Origin of the sequence: Flavobacterium arabinosi, assembly GCF_048158725.1 — a bacterium.
Lineage (GTDB): Bacteria > Bacteroidota > Bacteroidia > Flavobacteriales > Flavobacteriaceae > Flavobacterium > Flavobacterium arabinosi.
The window spans coordinates 439,486-458,202 of record NZ_JBLNKX010000001.1 but is presented as its reverse complement, the minus strand read 5'-3'; the positions used below and the strand labels follow the sequence as shown (position 1 = coordinate 458,202).

At 35.1% G+C, this 18,717-nt stretch carries 15 protein-coding genes; 4 read left to right on the top strand and 11 right to left on the bottom strand.

What is annotated here, in order from left to right; translation table 11 throughout:
* Positions 1–18: 18 nt before the first annotated feature.
* From ACM55K_RS01830 to ACM55K_RS01810, 5 genes are all read right to left on the bottom strand, one after another.
* Complete coding sequence (locus tag ACM55K_RS01830; protein WP_416848530.1) at positions 19–873, bottom strand: fumarylacetoacetate hydrolase family protein; 855 nt, start codon at positions 871–873, stop codon at positions 19–21.
* Between the two features lie 50 nt (positions 874–923).
* The gene (locus ACM55K_RS01825; RefSeq protein WP_416848529.1) at positions 924–1,688 is read right to left on the bottom strand and encodes an SDR family NAD(P)-dependent oxidoreductase; all 765 of its coding nucleotides are present in this window, start codon (positions 1,686–1,688) and stop codon (positions 924–926) included.
* Positions 1,689–2,499: 811 nt separating this feature from the next.
* Complete coding sequence (locus ACM55K_RS01820) at positions 2,500–3,285, bottom strand: hypothetical protein (protein ID WP_416848528.1); 786 nt, start codon at positions 3,283–3,285, stop codon at positions 2,500–2,502.
* A gap of 41 nt (positions 3,286–3,326) precedes the next feature.
* Positions 3,327–3,446 (bottom strand): IS66 family insertion sequence element accessory protein TnpB, encoded by a 120-nt coding sequence (gene tnpB / locus ACM55K_RS01815; RefSeq protein WP_416848972.1) that lies wholly within the window; start codon positions 3,444–3,446, stop codon positions 3,327–3,329.
* Complete coding sequence (locus ACM55K_RS01810) at positions 3,446–5,776, bottom strand: glycoside hydrolase family 3 protein (protein ID WP_416848527.1); 2,331 nt, start codon at positions 5,774–5,776, stop codon at positions 3,446–3,448. Before ACM55K_RS01810 ends, tnpB begins: the two co-directional genes overlap by 1 nt.
* 378 nt (positions 5,777–6,154) lie before the next feature.
* On the opposite strand from ACM55K_RS01810, the gene ACM55K_RS01805 reads away from it, so the two are divergent.
* Positions 6,155–7,804: a DUF6377 domain-containing protein gene (locus ACM55K_RS01805; RefSeq protein WP_416848526.1), complete on the top strand. Its 1,650-nt coding sequence runs from the start codon at positions 6,155–6,157 to the stop codon at positions 7,802–7,804.
* A gap of 271 nt (positions 7,805–8,075) precedes the next feature.
* Positions 8,076–9,848 carry a glycoside hydrolase family 13 protein gene (locus tag ACM55K_RS01800; protein WP_416848524.1) on the top strand — a complete coding sequence of 591 codons (1,773 nt, stop codon included), beginning with the start codon at positions 8,076–8,078 and terminating at the stop codon, positions 9,846–9,848.
* Positions 9,849–10,032: 184 nt separating this feature from the next.
* Here ACM55K_RS01800 and ACM55K_RS01795 read toward each other — a convergent pair whose 3' ends face one another.
* From ACM55K_RS01795 to ACM55K_RS01775, 5 genes are all read right to left on the bottom strand, one after another.
* Positions 10,033–10,764: a superoxide dismutase gene (locus tag ACM55K_RS01795; RefSeq protein ID WP_416848523.1), complete on the bottom strand. Its 732-nt coding sequence runs from the start codon at positions 10,762–10,764 to the stop codon at positions 10,033–10,035.
* Positions 10,761–11,975, bottom strand: coding sequence for a chromate transporter (locus ACM55K_RS01790; protein ID WP_416848521.1), 1,215 nt, complete (start codon positions 11,973–11,975; stop codon positions 10,761–10,763). The genes ACM55K_RS01795 and ACM55K_RS01790 overlap by 4 nt, the downstream gene beginning before the upstream one ends.
* 25 nt (positions 11,976–12,000) lie before the next feature.
* Complete coding sequence (locus ACM55K_RS01785; RefSeq protein WP_416848519.1) at positions 12,001–12,501, bottom strand: hypothetical protein; 501 nt, start codon at positions 12,499–12,501, stop codon at positions 12,001–12,003.
* A gap of 55 nt (positions 12,502–12,556) precedes the next feature.
* On the bottom strand, positions 12,557–13,510 hold the full coding sequence (locus ACM55K_RS01780) for a chromate resistance protein ChrB domain-containing protein (RefSeq protein ID WP_416848517.1): 954 nt from the start codon (positions 13,508–13,510) through the stop codon (positions 12,557–12,559).
* Positions 13,511–13,596: 86 nt separating this feature from the next.
* Positions 13,597–13,986 (bottom strand): Dabb family protein, encoded by a 390-nt coding sequence (locus tag ACM55K_RS01775; RefSeq protein WP_416848516.1) that lies wholly within the window; start codon positions 13,984–13,986, stop codon positions 13,597–13,599.
* A gap of 359 nt (positions 13,987–14,345) precedes the next feature.
* Here ACM55K_RS01775 and ACM55K_RS01770 point away from each other — a divergent pair, with 359 nt between their 5' ends.
* Entirely contained in the window at positions 14,346–14,909 is a 564-nt protein-coding gene (locus tag ACM55K_RS01770) for a Crp/Fnr family transcriptional regulator (RefSeq protein WP_416848514.1), read from the top strand.
* Between the two features lie 95 nt (positions 14,910–15,004).
* Positions 15,005–16,072 (top strand): SDR family oxidoreductase, encoded by a 1,068-nt coding sequence (locus ACM55K_RS01765; protein WP_416848512.1) that lies wholly within the window; start codon positions 15,005–15,007, stop codon positions 16,070–16,072.
* Positions 16,073–16,175: 103 nt separating this feature from the next.
* On the opposite strand, the gene ACM55K_RS01760 is transcribed toward ACM55K_RS01765, so the two are convergent.
* Entirely contained in the window at positions 16,176–18,662 is a 2,487-nt protein-coding gene (locus ACM55K_RS01760) for a TonB-dependent receptor (RefSeq protein WP_416848510.1), read from the bottom strand.
* Between the last annotated feature and the right edge of the window lie 55 nt (positions 18,663–18,717).

The window sequence follows — 18,717 nt, the reverse complement described above, 5'->3', positions numbered from 1 at the left end:
CTCTTAATTTTTTTATAATTATTTGCTGTACGCTACCGCCACTTGTTTGCTTGTACCTAAACCTTCCATCCCTAATTCAACCACATCTCCTGCTTTAAGATAAATAGGTTGTGGTTTGATTCCCAAACCAACACCAGGAGGCGTTCCTGTACTGATAACATCACCCGGAAGCAATGTCATGAACTGGCTCAGGTAATGAACCAAGAAAGGGATTTTGAAAACTAAATTCGACGTATTACTATTTTGGAATGTTTTTCCGTTTACTGTCAACCACATTGACAAATTATTTACATCTGCAATTTCATCTTTTGTTGCCATGATGGGTCCAAGTGGAGCAAATGTATCACATCCTTTTCCTTTGGCCCATTGACCGCCACGTTCCAATTGAAAGGCTCTTTCGCTGTAATCGTTATGCAAACAATACCCTGCTACATAATCCATGGCATCTGCTTCTTCAACATAACTGGCTTTTTTGCCTACAATAAACACCAATTCAATTTCCCAATCGGTTTTATCACTGTTCTTTGGAATTATTAAATCGTCATTTGGTCCACACAAAGCAGTAGTCGATTTAAAAAAGATAATAGGTTCTTCGGGTATTGGCGCACCAGTTTCTTTACAATGATCCACATAGTTTAATCCAATGCATATTATTTTAGATGGTCTTGCCACCGGTGAACCCAAACGTACCGAAGCATCCACTTCAGGCAAAACGGGATTGTTTTTTAAAGCTGCTTCTAATTTTTCTAGTCCATTATCTTCAAAAAAGGCTTCATTATAATCCGCAACAATTGACGAGACATCAAATCTTTTTTCTCCAATTAAAACACCTGGTTTTTCTTTACCGGCTTCTCCAAAACGTATTAGTTTCATTTTATCTATTTTTTTAGTATGATTGTTTTTATAATATGAATAAGGTGACCTTAGTTATTTAATTTAATAAATCCTCCATCAATAGGATAGTCACAACCGGTAATAAAACCAGCTTCATCACTGCACAAGAATAAAGCCAAAGCCGCTACTTCGTCTGGTTTTCCCATGCGACCAATAGGTTGTGATTTAGATAATTTATCAAACATTTCGGCTTCCTTTCCTGGATAATTTTTAGAAATGAATCCATCTACAAACGGGGTATGTACCCTGGCAGGAGAAATGGAATTACAACGGATGTTTTCAGCCATATAATCTTTGGCAACGGATAAAGTCATAGCCATTACAGCTCCTTTGGCCGTCGAATAAGCAAATCGATCTGGAATTCCCACCCAAGCCGCAATGGAAGCCATGTTCACAATAACGCCGCCATCAGAATGGCGCAGCTGCGGGATTGCTGCATGCAAACAATTGTAAACGCCCTTTACATTCACATTCATAATTCGATCAAAGTCGGCTTCTGGTGTCGTTTCCACGTTGCCCACATGTGCTATTCCTGCATTGTTGACAAGGATATTAATGTTGCCAATTTTTTCAAATGTTGCCAAGACTTCTTGCTGATTGGCCACGTTACAAGCATGAGAAAACACTTTTCCACCTGCTGCACGTATTTCGGCAACGGCTGCTTGGGCGCTTTCATCAGTCAATTCAATGATGTGTACTTCAGCTCCTTGCTTTGCAAATAAGGCTGAAATTGCCTTTCCTATTCCGCTTCCTCCACCTGTAACCACTGCTTTTTTATTTTGTAATGAAAACATACTTTTTTTCTTAGATTTAAAATTTTAAACTTCTTATAGCGATATTCCACATTACTATGGAACAAAATCGTCTTGATTTAACTGCGCTGCTTTTGGAACATTTCCGGAACTTTCCTGTAAACCACAGAAAAAGAATATACAGGTAATTAAAATAAAGAGCAGCGAGTAATTTTATATTTGTCAAAAACACTTTTATTTGCGTAATCGATTGCATGATTAGCGATAAAAATAGTTTAATAAAATTAATTAATAATTTAGAAGGCGAAAGATATAAAGATATAGTGATTAAATTATCCTTTTTAGTTCAAAATTATTATTGTTTAATTGTTAATTATCTTTGTTTTTTAACAAAAATGAAAAAATAAAAGATCATCTTGTCAAAACGGTTGTTTTTTTCGCTTATTTCTGGTTAAAATTAATATGCTGAACTATAATTAGCTTTTAAAAAAAACTTTTTGAAAAAGAATAACCAGCTAAAAATTTGTGGACTAGGTATAAAAACCACCTACAGAGTTATAGGTGGTTCAAATATAATCTATTAGATCTTATTATTTCTTAACGCTATATTTTTCGGTTCTCGCATCTTTGATTACCCCTTTCCAGTTTAATCCGAAACCAAAATCATACATTGTGTTTTATCATTTTTCCTGTTGTTTGGGAATAGATTGTTTTTCATTCCTCGAAAAGATAGAAGGGCCTAAAGCCAGTTTTTTTCATTTCCATTTTTTTTATATTTCAACAAAAGTTCTGCAACATGTTATTTTGATTATTTAGATCTAACTATTATATTCTTCATTTGAAAAGCCACTGCCTATTTAACTGGCAAATAATTCTTATTAAAAGAATATATTAAACTCACATTCATGACGAAATCCTTGCTGATTATATCCGTTTTAATTGTTCTATTGATGAAGGATTGTAGTGAAATGGGATATTTTTTATTTGCCAAGGTAAAACCTGAAGAAAAGTATACTCCATCCTTACCGTCAATATTTAAATAATAAACTTGTGGATTAAACTTTAAAAAATAATCTTCTATAAGTTTAATATTTGAAAAATTACTGTTCAAAGTTATGAAATGGGTATTATTGCTGAAGCTTTCCTTCATCCCTTTAGAATACAAATAATAAACTCCTACACTTACGTTTTTTCTGAGGATATAATTGGGAGAAATTTCAGTAGCAAAATATCGCTGACTAGTAATTATCTCCTTGTCAACTCCATTGACTGTATTGGTAATTGTCTTGAATATAAGAGCAGGATGCGCTCCTATATTTAAATTAAATCGATCAGTCTTTAGCAACTTGTACCTCCCCCAAAGAACGATAGACCATGGTTTTCCTTCCAAAGAAAATCGAAACTGTGGTTCAAATGTAAATTTTTTACCCATTGCTAATTCAATTACCCCTGCAGGTTTCCCCAAGGAAAATGTAGGTATTATCGAAATACCATTATTTGTTATTGTGGCTGATGCGCTAAATTGACTAGGGGATTTTGTAGTATCGGCATTTTGAGCAAAGTTGTAATGGCTACTTAGGACGCATAAGGTAACCGTAATCCATAAACACAAGCATCTTCTTTTATTCAATACAATCATATTTTTTATTTTCTTATTAAAGAACAAGGTTAGATTGATTGTTATGCTTGATGTAAAATAAAATCTAACCTTCCTTGTTCGAGTCGCTTATAAAAAATCGAAAATCCCTCACCATCCCAATAAAGCAGTTTGATATGGGTTTTGGATTTATTATATCTTATTATTTCTTAACGCTATATTTTTCGGTTCTCGCATCTTTGATTACCCCTTTCCAGTTTAATCCGAAACCAAAATCATATACATTTCCGTTAGCATCTACATAAGGAGTCATGTCGTGAGGAACGTCTTCCATTTGTTTTTCAACGGTAGACATGTTCAATGGCATTTGTAAAGGCAACAATCCAGAAGGCTCCGTTTTTCCAGAAACAATATCCATTAAAGCTTCTACTTGTACACCAAATTCACCCACTATTGCATCAACTTCTTTTTCAAATTCGCCAAAAACCATTGGGTTAGAAATATTTACAGATACCAGTACCGGTTTCCCATTCATCGCTTTTTTAGTTTCCAGAATCGTATTTAAATCCGGATACGAATTTGATTTAGACGTTTTATTCAAATACGAGCGGTTTGTAATCGCTGAATCAATCACAGGATCTCCGGCAGCAATACTTTGCGCTCTGGCATCTACTGCCGTATAGTCTTTTAATTGCAAACTGATAGGAACATATCCATTTCCACCGGCTTCTCTATCGGCTCTGCTGTATCCGCCGCTTATTGGACTTTTGATAAATACGATGGCAAAATCAGCTTTAGCAGGATCATCCGTTACGGTATAATATTTTTTAATCAATTCTAAATTAATAGGATATTCAATTTTTTCAGGAGACGGTTGACCAAAAAAGTTGATTCCTGCAGGAGTAACTCTTTTTGGGATATATACGGTTTTTCCTTTTGCGATTGGCAAGATCTTATTTTGATTTTTAATCATCACAATAGATTTCAATTGTGTGTCATAACCGGCTTTCATAAATTCAGGTTGACCTACAATTGCTTTGGTCTCATTAGCATCTAAATAAGAATTTTCGAATAATCCCACTCTAAAAATATTCAAAAGTAAACGAACCGCTGATTGCTCAAAACGTTTGCGCATAAACGTTTCTCCGTGTTCTTTAATACCCATTTGGTATGCTTCAAGCACGGGCTTGATGTCATTATTTCCGCCAAATTGATCTACCCCGGCCATCATAACTTTATAATGTCTTTCGGCAATAGTTAATTTTTCAACACCCCAAGATTTACCGGCAAAAACATCAGGTGTAGGTCCTTCATTGGCAGTAATCAACCAATCTGTACATACCACTCCGTCATAACCGTACTTATTTCTTAATAAATCAGTAATAATGTATTTACTAAATCCGTTTCCAACATTCTCACCGTATTTTTTATCCTGACCATACGAAATCGTATAATACGGCATCACTGCCGATGCTTTTTTAGTTTTTCCTTTCAATTTAAAAGCGCCTTCTAAAAAGGTTTTTAAATGGGTTTCAAAGTTATTTCCTGGATACACGGCAAATTTTCCATAAGCAAAATGTCCATCACGACCTCCTTCTTCCGGACCTCCACTTGGCCAATGTTTTACCATTGCGTTGACACTTTGATTTCCCCATCCATCATAAACAGTAATTGGTTTAGGTGAGGTTTGAAAGCCATCTACATAGGCTCTTGCCATGTCTGTGGCTAATTTTGGGTCTTCACCAAAAGTGCCCACAAAACGATTCCATCTTGGTTCTGTAGCTAAATCAATTTGAGGAGATAAGGCTGTAGTAATTCCAAGGGCTCTGTATTCCTTGGCAGCAATAGATCCAAATTTCTCTGTAATAGCGGGGTCAAAAGTAGCGGCTAATCCTAATTCCTCAGGCCATTGTGATATGGAACCGCCTGATCCTGCATTGTATTCAGAATCTTTATTGGCTCCATTTCTTGGGTCAGAACTGTTATTGGATGGAATTCCCATTCCAATCCCTTCCACTAATGCTTGTATGTTGTTATTCCATTGTGCCGCAATTATCGGGCTTTGAACCGAAGTCATTAGCACATGACGTAAATTGTCATTGGTTAAAAATGCAATTTGTTGATCGGATAAATCCGAAGGTTTTGCGCCACTTTTAGAAAATGGTTTTTCATTATACGTTCCGGTAAACATACCTGCTTCCTGTGCCGGAACAGATTGATGTCTGCTGTATAACATTAAACCCGCCATTTGCTCCACCGTCATTTTGGTAGCAAGATCTTTAGCACGTTCCGCTACCGGTTTTCTCCAATCTTCATAAATATCTAATTTGCCATTTTTATTCAAGTCTTTAAAAGCTAAACCATCTGCTTGTATAATTTTAACTCCTGATTTGGGTGAATATCCTAATGTTTGGCCTCCTTTATTTTGAACAATAGTGTAAGAGTCTTTAGGGGTTTCCGTCCATTTTTTTTGGGCATAAGTTTGGGTTCCAACAAGTAAAATTAACGCAGGTATTACTATTCTTTTTTTCATGTTTTGGTTGTTATATTTGGTATGTAAATAGCTTAATTATATTGGTTTAATAACATGTTCTCCTCTTTTTTACGGAAAAAATCGGTGTCAATTGCCCGTCTTATTTCTATTCGATTTACGAAAACGATTTCAAATATAATAAATAATGTGTCACATCAACACAATGAAATAAAAATATTTTTTTTTAAATACTTTCAGAACTAACTAAAAATAAACATTTTAAGAATACTTTGTGTAAAATAAAAGTACTGTTTTAGAGCATGCTACAAACAAAAAATCTAGTATTACAAAAAGTGCTTACAAAAAGGAGTATTTGAAAACTGGTATTCCGTTAAACTGGTTTTTTAGTTATTTTTACATCATTCTAATCAACCAAAAATGAATAAATTTTCATCTTTACTGATCGCATTGATATTGCCCATTTTTCTTTTTGGTCAAGTTAAAAACGATTCGTTATTAAAAGAACTAGATAATTCCGTCAATGAATACGAGTTGTATTTAAATCGAAAAGGGGCCGATATAAATAAACTTAAAGGGCTTTTACACTATACTGCTACAGACCTGAAAAAATTCGATATTTATGGGAAATTGTATGTTCAATACAAAGCATACCAGTCGGATTCAGCATTAATTTACGCTAGAAAGAGCTTACTGATTTCCCAAAAATTAAAAAATCCGGACAAAGTAAACGAAGCAAAATTAAACGTTGCTTCCATAATGGGAACTTTAGGAATGTATAAGGAATCCCTTGATATATTAGAAACAATAAACATCGATTTAACGCCAAATCTAAAGGGAACGTATTATTGGACGAATCGGATTATCTATGGTTATTTGAATGATTATGCCACTTCCAGTCAAGAAAAAAAGAAATATGGTGTGTTGACAAAAAAATACAGAGATTCGGCAATGCTTTATTTTTCGCCAAAATCCATAGAATTTGGTATTGCCAAATCAGACCAATTATTGGAACATGGGCATGCGGATCAAGCGATAGCATTGCTGCAGGGATTCTTTTCAAAAACAGCAAAACAAGATCCGGACAGAGCTGTTATCGCTTATATTATTTCGGAAGGGTATCGATTGAAAAAAGATAAAGAACAGGAAGAAAAGTGGTTGATTGTCTCTGCAATATCGGATTTACAATTGGTAAAAAAAGAAAATATCTCATTGCGTAAATTAGCTTTCATTTTATATGAACAAGGCGATATAGACCGGGCCTATAAATACACCAAAAGATCATTAGAAGATGCTCTTTTTTGTAATGCAAAATTGAGAACCTACGAAATATCAAAAATGTTGCCCATTATAAATGAGGCATATGAAAATAAAAATGAAACCAACAGAACGCAGCTAATCATTTTTTTAATTTGTGCCAGTATCTTATCCTTGTTCTTATTAGTCGTTTTGATTCTGCTTTTTAAACAAATGAAAAAATTGGCGAATGCCCAAAAAGAAATAAGTCTAGCCAATACAAAACTGTCGGTATTGAACAAAGAGTTAAATGAAATCAATGAAAGGTTGAATCAAACGAATGCAACACTTGCTGAAGCGAGTTTGTTGAAAGAAATTTATATTGGCCGCTACATGGACCAATGCTCCGATTACATTGCAAAACAGGAGGAGTACAGACGAAAATTGAATGTAATGGCTACCGCAGGAAAAATGAATGAACTCGTAAAAGCAGTGAAGTCAAATACTCCTATTGAGAAGGAATTAAAAGAATTTTATACCAATTTTGACCAAACTTTTTTACAATTATTCCCGAGTTTTATTGCTGAGTTTTCGAAATTGTTAGCAGACAAAGAGCTGCTTCATTTGAAACAAGGGGAGCTTTTAAACACAGAGTTAAGAATCTTTGCATTAATTCGGTTGGGAATTAAAGACAGTACAAAAATTGCAGAATTTTTAAGGTATTCGGTATCGACGATTTACAATTATCGGTCACAAATAAAAAACAAATCGGTAGGACCGAGGGAAGAATTTGAATCCAAAGTCCTTTTAATTGGGTCATCCGGTAAAAACTAAAACCGTTTACCTCGCTATTACTTGTTGAAAAGCAGTTTTTGTTGCATTTTTATTTTATAAATCTACCACTTTTTTCGAAGATAAATTAATTTTAAAATATTGATTTACAATTAATTATAAAAAATATAATTTACTTTTTTTCTACTTGTAAAATTTTAAGCAGGGAAAGAATCTACTTTTACTATATCGAAATTTTTGAAATATAAGACAATGTTCCAACGTGTTTAATAAATCGATTTCGTCCAAAAAACCACTAACTAAAAAAATTAAAATGAAAGTAGTATTATCAAAGGGAATGGCCATTGCAGTGTTTTGCTTTGGATTAGTAACAAACCCATCTGCAGCGCAGGAAAAAAAACCGACAATTGAGCGAAAATGGTGGAAGGAAGCCGTTGTATATCAAATTTATCCAAGAAGTTTCAAAGACACTAATGGAGATGGAGTAGGAGATTTGAAAGGGATTATTCAAAAATTAGATTATATCAAAAGTTTAGGAATAGATGTGGTTTGGTTGAATCCAATTTACGGTTCACCAAATGCGGATAACGGATACGATATTTCGGATTATCAATCTATTATGAAAGAATTTGGAACCATGGAAGATTTTGATGCATTGTTGAAAGGAATGCATGAAAGAGGTTTGAAATTAGTAATGGATTTAGTTGTCAATCACAGTTCTGATGAGCATAAATGGTTTCAGGAAAGTAGAAAATCCCGAGACAATCCATATAGAGATTATTACCATTGGTGGCCAGCCGAAAAAGGAAAACCCGCTTTTCGCCCAGGTGCTTTTGAAGCAGATGGAAGTGGTTGGAGGTATGATAAACAAACGGATTCTTATTATTTACATTACTTCAGCTATAAACAACCGGATTTGAATTGGGAAAACCCAAAATTACGTCAGGAAATTTACAGCATGATGAATTGGTGGTTCCAAAAAGGGATTGATGGATTCCGTATGGACGTGATTCCATTTATCGCAAAAGACACCACTTTTCCGGTGATTACTCAAGCCGATTTAGATAAAAACTACCAAGGACGTTGGGATGTTTTTATGGCCAGCGGACCTCATTTGCACGATTATTTGAAAGAAATGAATAAAGAAGTTTTGAGTAAATATGATGTAATGGCATTGGCGGAAGGTGCCGGAATGACGCTGAAATCAGCTCACGATTTTGTGGATGCCGATAGAAAAGAATTGGATATGGGGTATCATTTTGAAGGGACCAATTTAGGATACATTCCGGGTTATTTCAAAAAAATGAATCCAAATTGGAGTTTAGTTGATTTCAAAAAAATCTATTCTGACTGGGATGCAGTTTATGATCAAAAAGGATGGGGAACCATTTATTTAGGAAACCACGATCAACCTAGAATGACTTCTCGTTGGGGAAATGATGCACCAGAATTCAGAGCCGTTTCATCAAAAATGTTAACCACGTTTTTACTTTCGATGAAAGGAACGCCCTATTATTATAATGGAGATGAAATAGGAATGGTGAATGCCAAATTCAATAAAATTGAAGATTATAGAGATATCGAAACGATTGCAGAATATGAAAAAGTAAAAATTGCCGGCGGTGATTTAAAACAATTCATCGAAGATCAAAAAAGAGGCGGAGCAAGAGACAATGGAAGAACTCCTTTTCAATGGAATAGTTCTAAAAACGGAGGTTTTTCAACAGCGGAACCTTGGTTAAAAGTAAATGATAATCACACTACTTTGAACGCAGCGGCCCAAGAAAAAGATCCAAATTCAGTCTTGAATTACTTTAGAAAAATGACCAAACTTCGCAAATCGAACCCCGTTTTAGTTTATGGAAAATACACTCTTTTAGACAAAGACAATCCTAATGTATATGCGTACACCAGAGAATTAGAAGGTAAAAAAGTGTTGGTGTTATTAAATTTTTCTGCAAAAAATGCTATTGCAAATACTGGAATTAACTTAAAAAACGCAAAAGTGTTGATTAATAATTATGCAACGGTATCAAAAAAAGCAACACTAAGACCTTATGAGGCTCTTGTTTTAGAGTTGAAATAAGCGACATAATTTTAATTGATAATTTACTATATCGTCTAAGTTTTAAAAAAGGACGATATAGTAATTTTTTTTTAAGGAGATATTTTGCCTTTCTGCTTTTGTAGGTATTGAATTATCTTCGTTCAATTTTCATACTCAATTCTATTTATAATAAGGTTAGCAAGACTAATAACTAACTTTTATCTTAGTACCGCATTAGTTTCAAGGCATCATTCAATCTTAATGATACATTGTCCCAATTGATTATATTGAACAGCGCCTCTACAAAATCAGTTCGTTTATTTTTGTATTTTAAATAATAAGCGTGTTCCCAAACATCAATAACCAATAAGGGAATAGCTCCCCATTGCGTTAGTTTTTCGTGGTTTTCACATTGCAAAATCACTAAACTATCACTGTAAGGTTGGTATGCCAAAATTCCCCAACCATTACCATCTACATTTTTAGAAGTGGCAGCAATTAAAATTTTTAATTTATCAAAACTTCCAAAATTTTTCTCAATTCGCTTTAGTAAATCCCCCTGCGGTGATGTACTTTTATTAGTAAGGTTTGTCCAAAATATCGAATGTAAAATATGTGATGAAAAATGATAGGATAGTTTTTTTGTCCAAAAATCAATGGTTTCCAAATTATTTTCGTCCAATGCTTTTTTTATCATTTGCAGATCTTTATTGGCTCCTTTTACTGCCCCACCATGATGAAAAGTATAATGCAAATGCAAAGTTTCGGCATCCATATAAGGTTCCAGAAAACTTTCGCTATAGGGCAATGTTTGTTGAATGTAATTACCGTTTGCATCTACTAATTTATCAATGGAATTGTCCGCTAAATTCTTAGCGAACGCATTGGTAGTAGGAAGCACTAATGCTGCTGCACCAAACAATGTACCCGATTTTAAAAAATCTTTTCTGTTCATAGCATTAATTTTATAATAATCCCTAAAACTGCTGCAACAGCAATAATATAAGGTTCTTGAATTTTCTTAATATAAAGTAACGCAAAAATTGTTGCAATAGCTATTAGCGTTGTTGGAATATCTAGAATACTTCTGGATGCAATTACACCAACAGCACCAACCAGTGCACCAACAACAGCCGCTGTAATACCATCTACAAAAGCTTTGATTGATTTATTTTGTGCGATTTTTTTAAAGGATGGAGCCAAACTGATTGTAAATAAATAACACGGTAAAAATGTTGCTAAAGCAGCAACCAACGCTCCTGGAAAACCTGCAACTAAATAGCCAATAAAACCAACTGTGATAACAACTGGCCCGGGAGTAATCATGGCAACCGCCACTGCATCCACAAATTGTTGTTCCGTCAACCATTGATTTTCTATTACAACTCCTGCGTGTAAAAAGGGCACAATTGCTAATCCACTTCCAAATACAAAGGCTCCCGCTTTCGCAAAAAAGATGGCAATTTTCATTAGAGTAGTATTTTCATAGTTCCAAAAGCCGATTTGTAATAGAACAATAGAATTGACAGTTTTACTATTAAACCATTTTGGAGGCGCTTTTACAAACATATATATAAGCCCGGCAAATACAAATAACAAGACTTGTTCTTGTTGTGTTACTAATGTTATAATTATGGCAACAATAAAAAACAACCACAATAACCAATTCGTTTTGAAAGACACTAAATTGAATTTACCGATAGACTTCAGCGTCAGTTTATAAGAACTCATTACAATAATCCCTATAACTGCGGCACCAACACCATAAAAAACGGCTTGTATCCAAGACAATCCTCCATATAACTGATATACTATTCCTAATAACACGACCATAATAAAAGAAGGCAAAACAAAGGCAAAACCTATCAAAGTTGCGCCTAAAAAGCTATAATGTACAAATCCCAGGTAAATGCCTAATTGTGCCGCTAATGGACCAGGGGCTAATTGTGCTAAAGCTAGACCTTCTCTGTATTCTTCTTCTGAAATCCATTTTCTATCTTCGACTAAATCGCGGTGCATATAACCAACCAATGCTACTGGACCACCAAAACCTATCGTTCCTAGCTTCAGGAAATAAAACGCTAATTCCTTTAAAGTATATATTGGGTTCTCTTTCATATGAATATAATATTTGTTTTTTAATGGAATAGGTGATTTTGTAATCATGGCAATTTCATAATTTAAAATGTTTTTAAAAAGCGATGCCAAATTGGAAACCTATAGCAAATGTCGCTGGATGCTCATTGCCAAACCGCACTGGCAATGGAATGGCAACATAATAACTGCTGTTGGCATTTTTAATCACAGTTTTGTTGAATACCGGAGTTATGCCATACCTGCCATTAGTTTCAAATGCGGCTCTCCCTGCAAAAGTGTATCCGTTTCCTAGTGCGACTAATATGCCAGGATGGAATAACAAACTATTCATTTTACTAGTCCCGTCTTCTGCTTTTATAGTAGGAACTATTTCAAAAGAGAATCCAATTTTTGAGCTTTTCCAAATATTAATTCCTGCTGGAAATCCAATGGCATAATAATCTCTAAAGTTTAAAGTAGTTTCATCCTCACTGAAAGTTGCTATAGGATGAACCACGCCAAAATACCCCGTTATTTTTGGATAAGTCGTCTGGGAAAAAACAGTGGTATTTAATGCCAACAAAGCAAAAAGAATTGCATATCTAACTTGTATCATATCGTTTTTATTTATGAAACAAAACTAATGATGCCGTAGCTGTATAAATAGTATGCTATTTACCTTTTGTATCTGGATTACTTTTTTGAGAATTTTTTCGGTAGGAAGAAGGATTTTTCCCTGTACTCTGTTTGAATATTCTCGTAAAATGACTTTGATCTGAAAAGCCAGTCATATAAGCTATTTCGGTAAGGGTATAGGTTGAATTTTGAATAAGGGTAATTGCTTTTTCAATTCGTAATTTTCTAACGTAATCTCCAAAGTTGAGGTCTTCAAAATATTTGGAAAACTCTCTTGATAAATAAGAAGAGTTAAGTTCTAAGTCATTAGAAATTTTTTTTAAGTCAAAAGTAAATTGGCTGTCTATTTGATCCTGAATAATTGCTTTTAAATCTTTGACCCAAGCAGGTGTTTTCTTATTGCTTGTTTTTTTCTCTTTTAAAAATTTATTATACACTTCATGTAACATATTTTCAAAAGGACTATTCTGCAAATGATTTTGTTTATGTAAATGAGTTGCCCAGCTGTATAGCGCATCATAAATAACCATACCTGTTTCTAATAACGTATAGTCATCCGTAATGTTATAGGAAAGCCCAGCTGAGATTGCCCAAAGTCCTGCTGACTCTTTTGCAATATCATGTCTGTCTGTGTCTGCACCACGTACAATATCAGCCATAATTAAAATAGCAGGGTCTTTAATTTTATATTTTTTTACAATGTAGTCAAAGGTGCTTTGCTCTTTGTAATGTGTAAATTCTACATTAGGAATATCAAATGGAATGGCATCTAGTACTTTTGCTTTATCCAAAACCTCGCTGAACGGAACATAGATAAATTCAGCCTCTTTGTCTACAAAAGTTTTTATTAACCAAGGACTGGCTATTCGATCAATTTTTGGACGTTCTCTGGTGATCCATTTCATCTGTGATTGTTTACAAGGGTTTTGTTTAATGCCGTCTTTTGAGGCACTAAATTTTTGTCTTTCGGGTTTATCTAATTTCTGCATAAAAAAGGTTTCAAGAAATAAATCTTAAAACCCCTATTTTAGTAGTGTTATCACTTGTATTGGCACAGCCCAACCCTCTTTAACTTTTATACATCTATCGCATCATAAACAACTACTTTTTCCCATAAATGAGAACAGTTCTTTATAAAATCCTGATGAAGCGGGTGGTCCTGATATATTTTTTGCCCGGCTTCATCATCAAAAAACATGAGTTCTGAAACACTCCAAGAGGTGTCCACTACTTCACGCTTTTCCGTCGAAGCTAAAACGCCCACATGAATTTGGCGAATAGTTGGAATTGCCGCTAAGGTTTTCAAACCGGAAATCAATTGCTGTTTATCAGCTTCTGATTGGGGGTTTTTTAACCAAAAAAACACATGGTGCAACAAGGGTTTTTTCTTTGGACGCATTGCAAAGCCCATAATACCTGCAACTCCAAATAAAGCTGCAGAGCCAATAAATCTTCTACGTATCATCAATTTATTTATTTTAAAAGGTAAATATCGAAATTTAAAAAATAAAAAAAGACAAAATGACTCCTTTATTTCTTGGAACAGCTTCGCACAGAACGATTAATTCCCCAATTCTTTTCTGTCTTGCCAGTCAAATATTGATTTGCGTTTAGCAATCAACCCAAGATTGCTTTCGCCTGTTCCGCTTTGTGTGAGTTAGGATTTAAATAACCACACCATTTTACACGTCTTTTCAAATAAAAAAGAGGCTATATGCTAAATGAATATGCAATAATGAATTAAATTAATAAGACCTTCTGGCGAATAGTTGTAGTCAGCCTTCTTTTTTTTAATTATTTTTATACGGTTTTAACAAAGAAGTAATGGAAGCAATTTTAAGAAGACAAATTGAGAAAATAGTACAATTAACAGATGATGAATTTCGATTGGTACTCTCATATTTTTCGATGGGTGAATATAAAAAACATCAGTACATTGTTCAGCAGGGAAATTCCGTTCCGTATGTTCATTTCGTAGTAAAAGGGCTGTTGAAATCTTTTTATGTAGACAAATCAGGGAAGAATCATATTTTGCAATTTGCCATGGAAGATTGGTGGATAACTGATAATCAAGGTTTTTATAATAAACAGAATGCCACGCTCAATATTGACTGCTTAGAAGATGCGCAAACCTATTATATCACTCTTGAAAACAGAGAAAAACTGTGTGCCGAGTTACAGAAAATGGAATTTTTCTTTTTGCAAAAAATGACTGCCGGTAATATTGCGCTTCAAAACCGTATTCTATCGCTAATGAGCAAGAATTCAGAAGAACGATACACGCAATTTATCCAATTATATCCGGATTTGATTCACCGCATTCCTAAAACGTTGATAGCATCCTATCTGGGTATTTCAAGAGAAACATTGAGTCGTTTGTTGCATTGACGTGATATAGGTCACAAATTATATGTGAGGTATGTCCTTTATAATCCATGGAATGTTTTCGAATTTTGTAATTCATAAAATTTTAAAATAGAATTATGGAAAATATAGCGTTAGTAGTTGGAGCAACCGGAATAACGGGCAGTAATCTTGCAGAAAGACTTATTGCTAAAGGTTGGACAACTTTCGGTTTAGCCAGAAACCCACGAAAAGATATAGAAAACCTTCAGCCTGTTGCTGCAGATCTTTTGGATTTGGAGAATTTAAAAACAGCTTTAAAAGATATTTCTCCCACGCACATTTACATTACAAGTTGGATGCGCCAGGATTCTGAAGCCGAAAACATACGAGTAAACAGCTTGATGGTCAGCAATCTTCTGGAGGCCTTATCTTCTAAAAAATCAGTGCGACACGTAGCGCTTGTTACGGGACTGAAACATTATCTTGGTCCGTTTGAGGCTTACGCCAAAGAAGGATTTTTACCCGAAACGCCACTTAGGGAAGAGCAACCCCGTCTGGAGATAGAGAATTTTTACTATGCCCAAGAAGATGAAGTTTATGCCGCTGCAGCGCGAGATGGTTTTACATGGAGCATTCACCGCCCGCATACGGTTATAGGGAAAGCGGTAGGCAACTTAATGAATCTTGGCACCACGCTCGCGGTATATGCCAGCATTTGCAAAGAAACAGGAAAGCCGTTTCAATGGCCGGGTTCAGCAGCACAATGGAATGGACTTTCAGACGTAACGGATGCCAGAGTATTGGCAGAACATTTAATATGGGCTTCCACTACAGAAGGGGCTCGTAACGAAGCATTCAACGTGGTGAATGGAGATTTTTTTCGCTGGAAATGGCTTTGGAAAAAAGTAGCGCAATCGTTCGAAATTGAGGCAATAGGCTTTGATGGTACAATACATCCTCTTGAGGAACAAATGCTAAATGAAGCTCCAGTTTGGAAAAATATTGCCGTTCAACATGCTCTTGCAGAGTCTGATTTAAGCAGACTGGCATCTCCTTGGCATACTGATCTTGACTTGGGACGCCCAATAGAAGTAATGACTGATATGTCTAAAAGTCGTGCACTTGGCTTCACTGTTTTTCAAAGAACTGAAGACTCATTTTATTATTTGTTTGAACAGCTTCGGGTAGAACGATTAATTCCGTAATGAAAGTTTTCCTTTAAATATTTAATAAAATCTTACCTATAAAAAAAGGTTTCAAGATAGCATCTTGAAACCTTTTCAGATTGTTAATCCACTTATTATTGTCTTATTTCATTGCAGGCATGCCTCCCTGATTATTTTGATCTCCTTCTTTAAGGTCATCATTACTAACCCCTTTCTTTTTGGCTCCGGTGAACTTCATTGAACCAAAATTATAGCTGAATGTAACTCCAAAGGAGCGGATTGGAAATTTAAAGGTACTGGTTTGGCTGAATCCCTGTCCACTTGAATTCTGTTTAAATTCCAAATCCTTTTTAAATGGTGACACCATGTTAACTCCAAATGATGCCGTTTTTTTCCATAATTGCTTTTTGACTCCAAACACCATTAAATTAAAAGCAGGACTGGTGCCTTGCAGCGTTTTCTTAGAGGAATTTTGGATTACAAAAGCTTCAGCTGAAATGTCGTTCTTTAATTGAAGTGTACCACTCACGAATGCAGAATATTGTATCGATGTGCCATTAGTGGATTGTTCCAGGTTGTATGCCCCGGTTGGGTCTGGTTTGTACGTAAAGGCATTAAAGTTTCCACGTAAGGTCAATATCTTAAACGGATTTACAGAACCGAAAAAACTCATTCCAAAAGATTTATTGCTCCCAATGTTTTGATAATTAGTAATTGTTCCTGTCTCATCTGATAAAGGTGTTGCAATACCTTCAATTAAGTCTGATGTATATTTATAATACGCCGAAATATTCAGAGTACGCTTTTGCGAAAATGTGGAGTACCCAAATTCTACTGTTTGTGATACTTCAGGATCAAGGGTTGGATTTCCTTGTGTTTGTGCTTGAATGTTTGATTTATTGATAAATGGGTTGAGGTACGTAAAGCTTGGTCTTGAAATACGTTTGCTGTACGTCAATTTTAAAGAAGAAGATTGTGACAATGCTTTCTGTAATGTAAAGCTTGGAATAAAGGTCCCGTAGTCAATTTTGAATGGACTTAAATCGGTTTGCAGCGCATTCGTAGGATCACCTTTGATGGCTGTGTTTTCAAAACGAGCACCTGCCATTACAGTAAAACCTTTTGGCAAAGTTACCGTTCCTACTGTATAAAGGGACGCAACATCCTGATCGTAATTGTATAAATTAGAACTGATAGGGTCAAAAACAAATGCATTTTGTGCATCAGGAACGTAATTTTGAAAATCACTTGAAATCTTTCTGATGATTGTTTTACCTCCAGCTTCCAGTTTAAATTTTTCGGTTACCGGTAGGGTATAATCCAATTGGAGTGTGTATTCATTATTTGTTCCGTCATTATTTGCTTTTTGGTTGGTATAAAAACTGGAATACATATTTTGATAATCTGTATTGACTAAACTATGGCTCCATTGCGATGAAAAGGTAAGTTCATGTCCCTCTTTTGCAAATTTATGGCTATAGTTAAGATTCCAGTCAAATCCTCCAAAAGAGTTTTTTGCACTGCTTTGTCCGGTATAAATACTACTGTTTGAGGGATTCAGATAATCAGTAAACGTATTTTCACTCGTGCCAGTTCGTTTAAATCCTCCGTCATTATATCGGAAAGTGGTGCTTAAACTGTTGAAAGTATTAAAGTCATATCCAGCAGTTACAGATGCCACTACGCCACTACGTTGCACTTCATTAGTGCCTTTGGTCGTTTGCAAACTATTGGCGGTACTGTTGTTCAAAATTTGATTGGACTCGGAAGCGGACTCTTGTGGCCAGCCATTGTTGAATCCAACATTTGCCGAAAGGCTGAAACGATTTTTATTATAATTAATGTTGGCATTAAAGTTATTTTGTCTCGTGCCAATACCGCCACTTACGGAGCCACTTACTCCGGAAACACTTTTCTGCTTGGTGATAATGTTTATGATTCCGGCGGATCCTTCGGCATCGTATTTTGCGGACGGTGAAGTAACCACTTCGATGTTTTTGATTTGGTCAGCAGGAATTGTTTTCAAAACATCCGAAAGGTTCGCAGAAGTTGCCCCCGATGGTTTTCCATTGATAAGTACTCGCACATTTCCGTCTCCACGAATGGATACTTTCCCGTCAATATCTACATTTACCATAGGAACTTTCTGCAATACGTCCGTGGCATTGCCACCGCTTGCTGTCAAGTCTTTTTCTACGTTGTAAACAATTTTGTCAATCTTATTGGTCACTTGTTGCGTTTTCCCTATGATTACAACTTCTGCCAACGCATTTGTTTCAGGACTTAGAATTACTTTCCCAACCTCAAGATCCAACTTTGCATCCGTTGTGATTACTGATTTAATAGTTTTGTCATTGTAGCCAATAAACGAAATAGTAACGGTATAGGTCCCGGCTTCAACTTCACTCAATTTAAAATTTCCTGCAGCATCAGTTAAAACACCTGTCACAGGTTTAGTTGAGTTAATTTTGTAAAGGCTTACCGAAGCATAATCCACCGGTGCCTTAGTTATCGAATCGATTACGGTACCAGAAATTTTTCCCTTTAAGCTATTCGTTCCGGTAAAAGTTTGCGATTTTACAGAAAAAACAGCAAAAAGTAATACTGTAAGGAGGATGATTTTTTTCATTTTTAAGATATTTTAAGTTCTGAATCCATTGGAATTTTTAAACAAATTCGTTTGG

Bases quoted from the DNA above. Each gene is read 5' to 3' on its own strand.
- ACM55K_RS01830 (WP_416848530.1), bottom strand. From the start codon at position 873: ATGAAACTAATACGTTTTGGAGAAGCCGGTAAAGAAAAACCAGGTGTT.
- ACM55K_RS01825 (WP_416848529.1), bottom strand. From the start codon at position 1,688: ATGTTTTCATTACAAAATAAAAAAGCAGTGGTTACAGGTGGAGGAAGC.
- ACM55K_RS01820 (WP_416848528.1), bottom strand. From the start codon at position 3,285: ATGATTGTATTGAATAAAAGAAGATGCTTGTGTTTATGGATTACGGTT.
- ACM55K_RS01810 (WP_416848527.1), bottom strand. From the start codon at position 5,776: ATGAAAAAAAGAATAGTAATACCTGCGTTAATTTTACTTGTTGGAACC.
- ACM55K_RS01805 (WP_416848526.1), top strand. From the start codon at position 6,155: ATGAATAAATTTTCATCTTTACTGATCGCATTGATATTGCCCATTTTT.
- ACM55K_RS01800 (WP_416848524.1), top strand. From the start codon at position 8,076: ATGAAAGTAGTATTATCAAAGGGAATGGCCATTGCAGTGTTTTGCTTT.
- ACM55K_RS01795 (WP_416848523.1), bottom strand. From the start codon at position 10,764: ATGAACAGAAAAGATTTTTTAAAATCGGGTACATTGTTTGGTGCAGCA.
- ACM55K_RS01790 (WP_416848521.1), bottom strand. From the start codon at position 11,975: ATGATTACAAAATCACCTATTCCATTAAAAAACAAATATTATATTCAT.
- ACM55K_RS01785 (WP_416848519.1), bottom strand. From the start codon at position 12,501: ATGATACAAGTTAGATATGCAATTCTTTTTGCTTTGTTGGCATTAAAT.
- ACM55K_RS01780 (WP_416848517.1), bottom strand. From the start codon at position 13,510: ATGCAGAAATTAGATAAACCCGAAAGACAAAAATTTAGTGCCTCAAAA.
- ACM55K_RS01775 (WP_416848516.1), bottom strand. From the start codon at position 13,986: ATGATACGTAGAAGATTTATTGGCTCTGCAGCTTTATTTGGAGTTGCA.
- ACM55K_RS01770 (WP_416848514.1), top strand. From the start codon at position 14,346: ATGGAAGCAATTTTAAGAAGACAAATTGAGAAAATAGTACAATTAACA.
- ACM55K_RS01765 (WP_416848512.1), top strand. From the start codon at position 15,005: ATGGAAAATATAGCGTTAGTAGTTGGAGCAACCGGAATAACGGGCAGT.
- ACM55K_RS01760 (WP_416848510.1), bottom strand. From the start codon at position 18,662: ATGAAAAAAATCATCCTCCTTACAGTATTACTTTTTGCTGTTTTTTCT.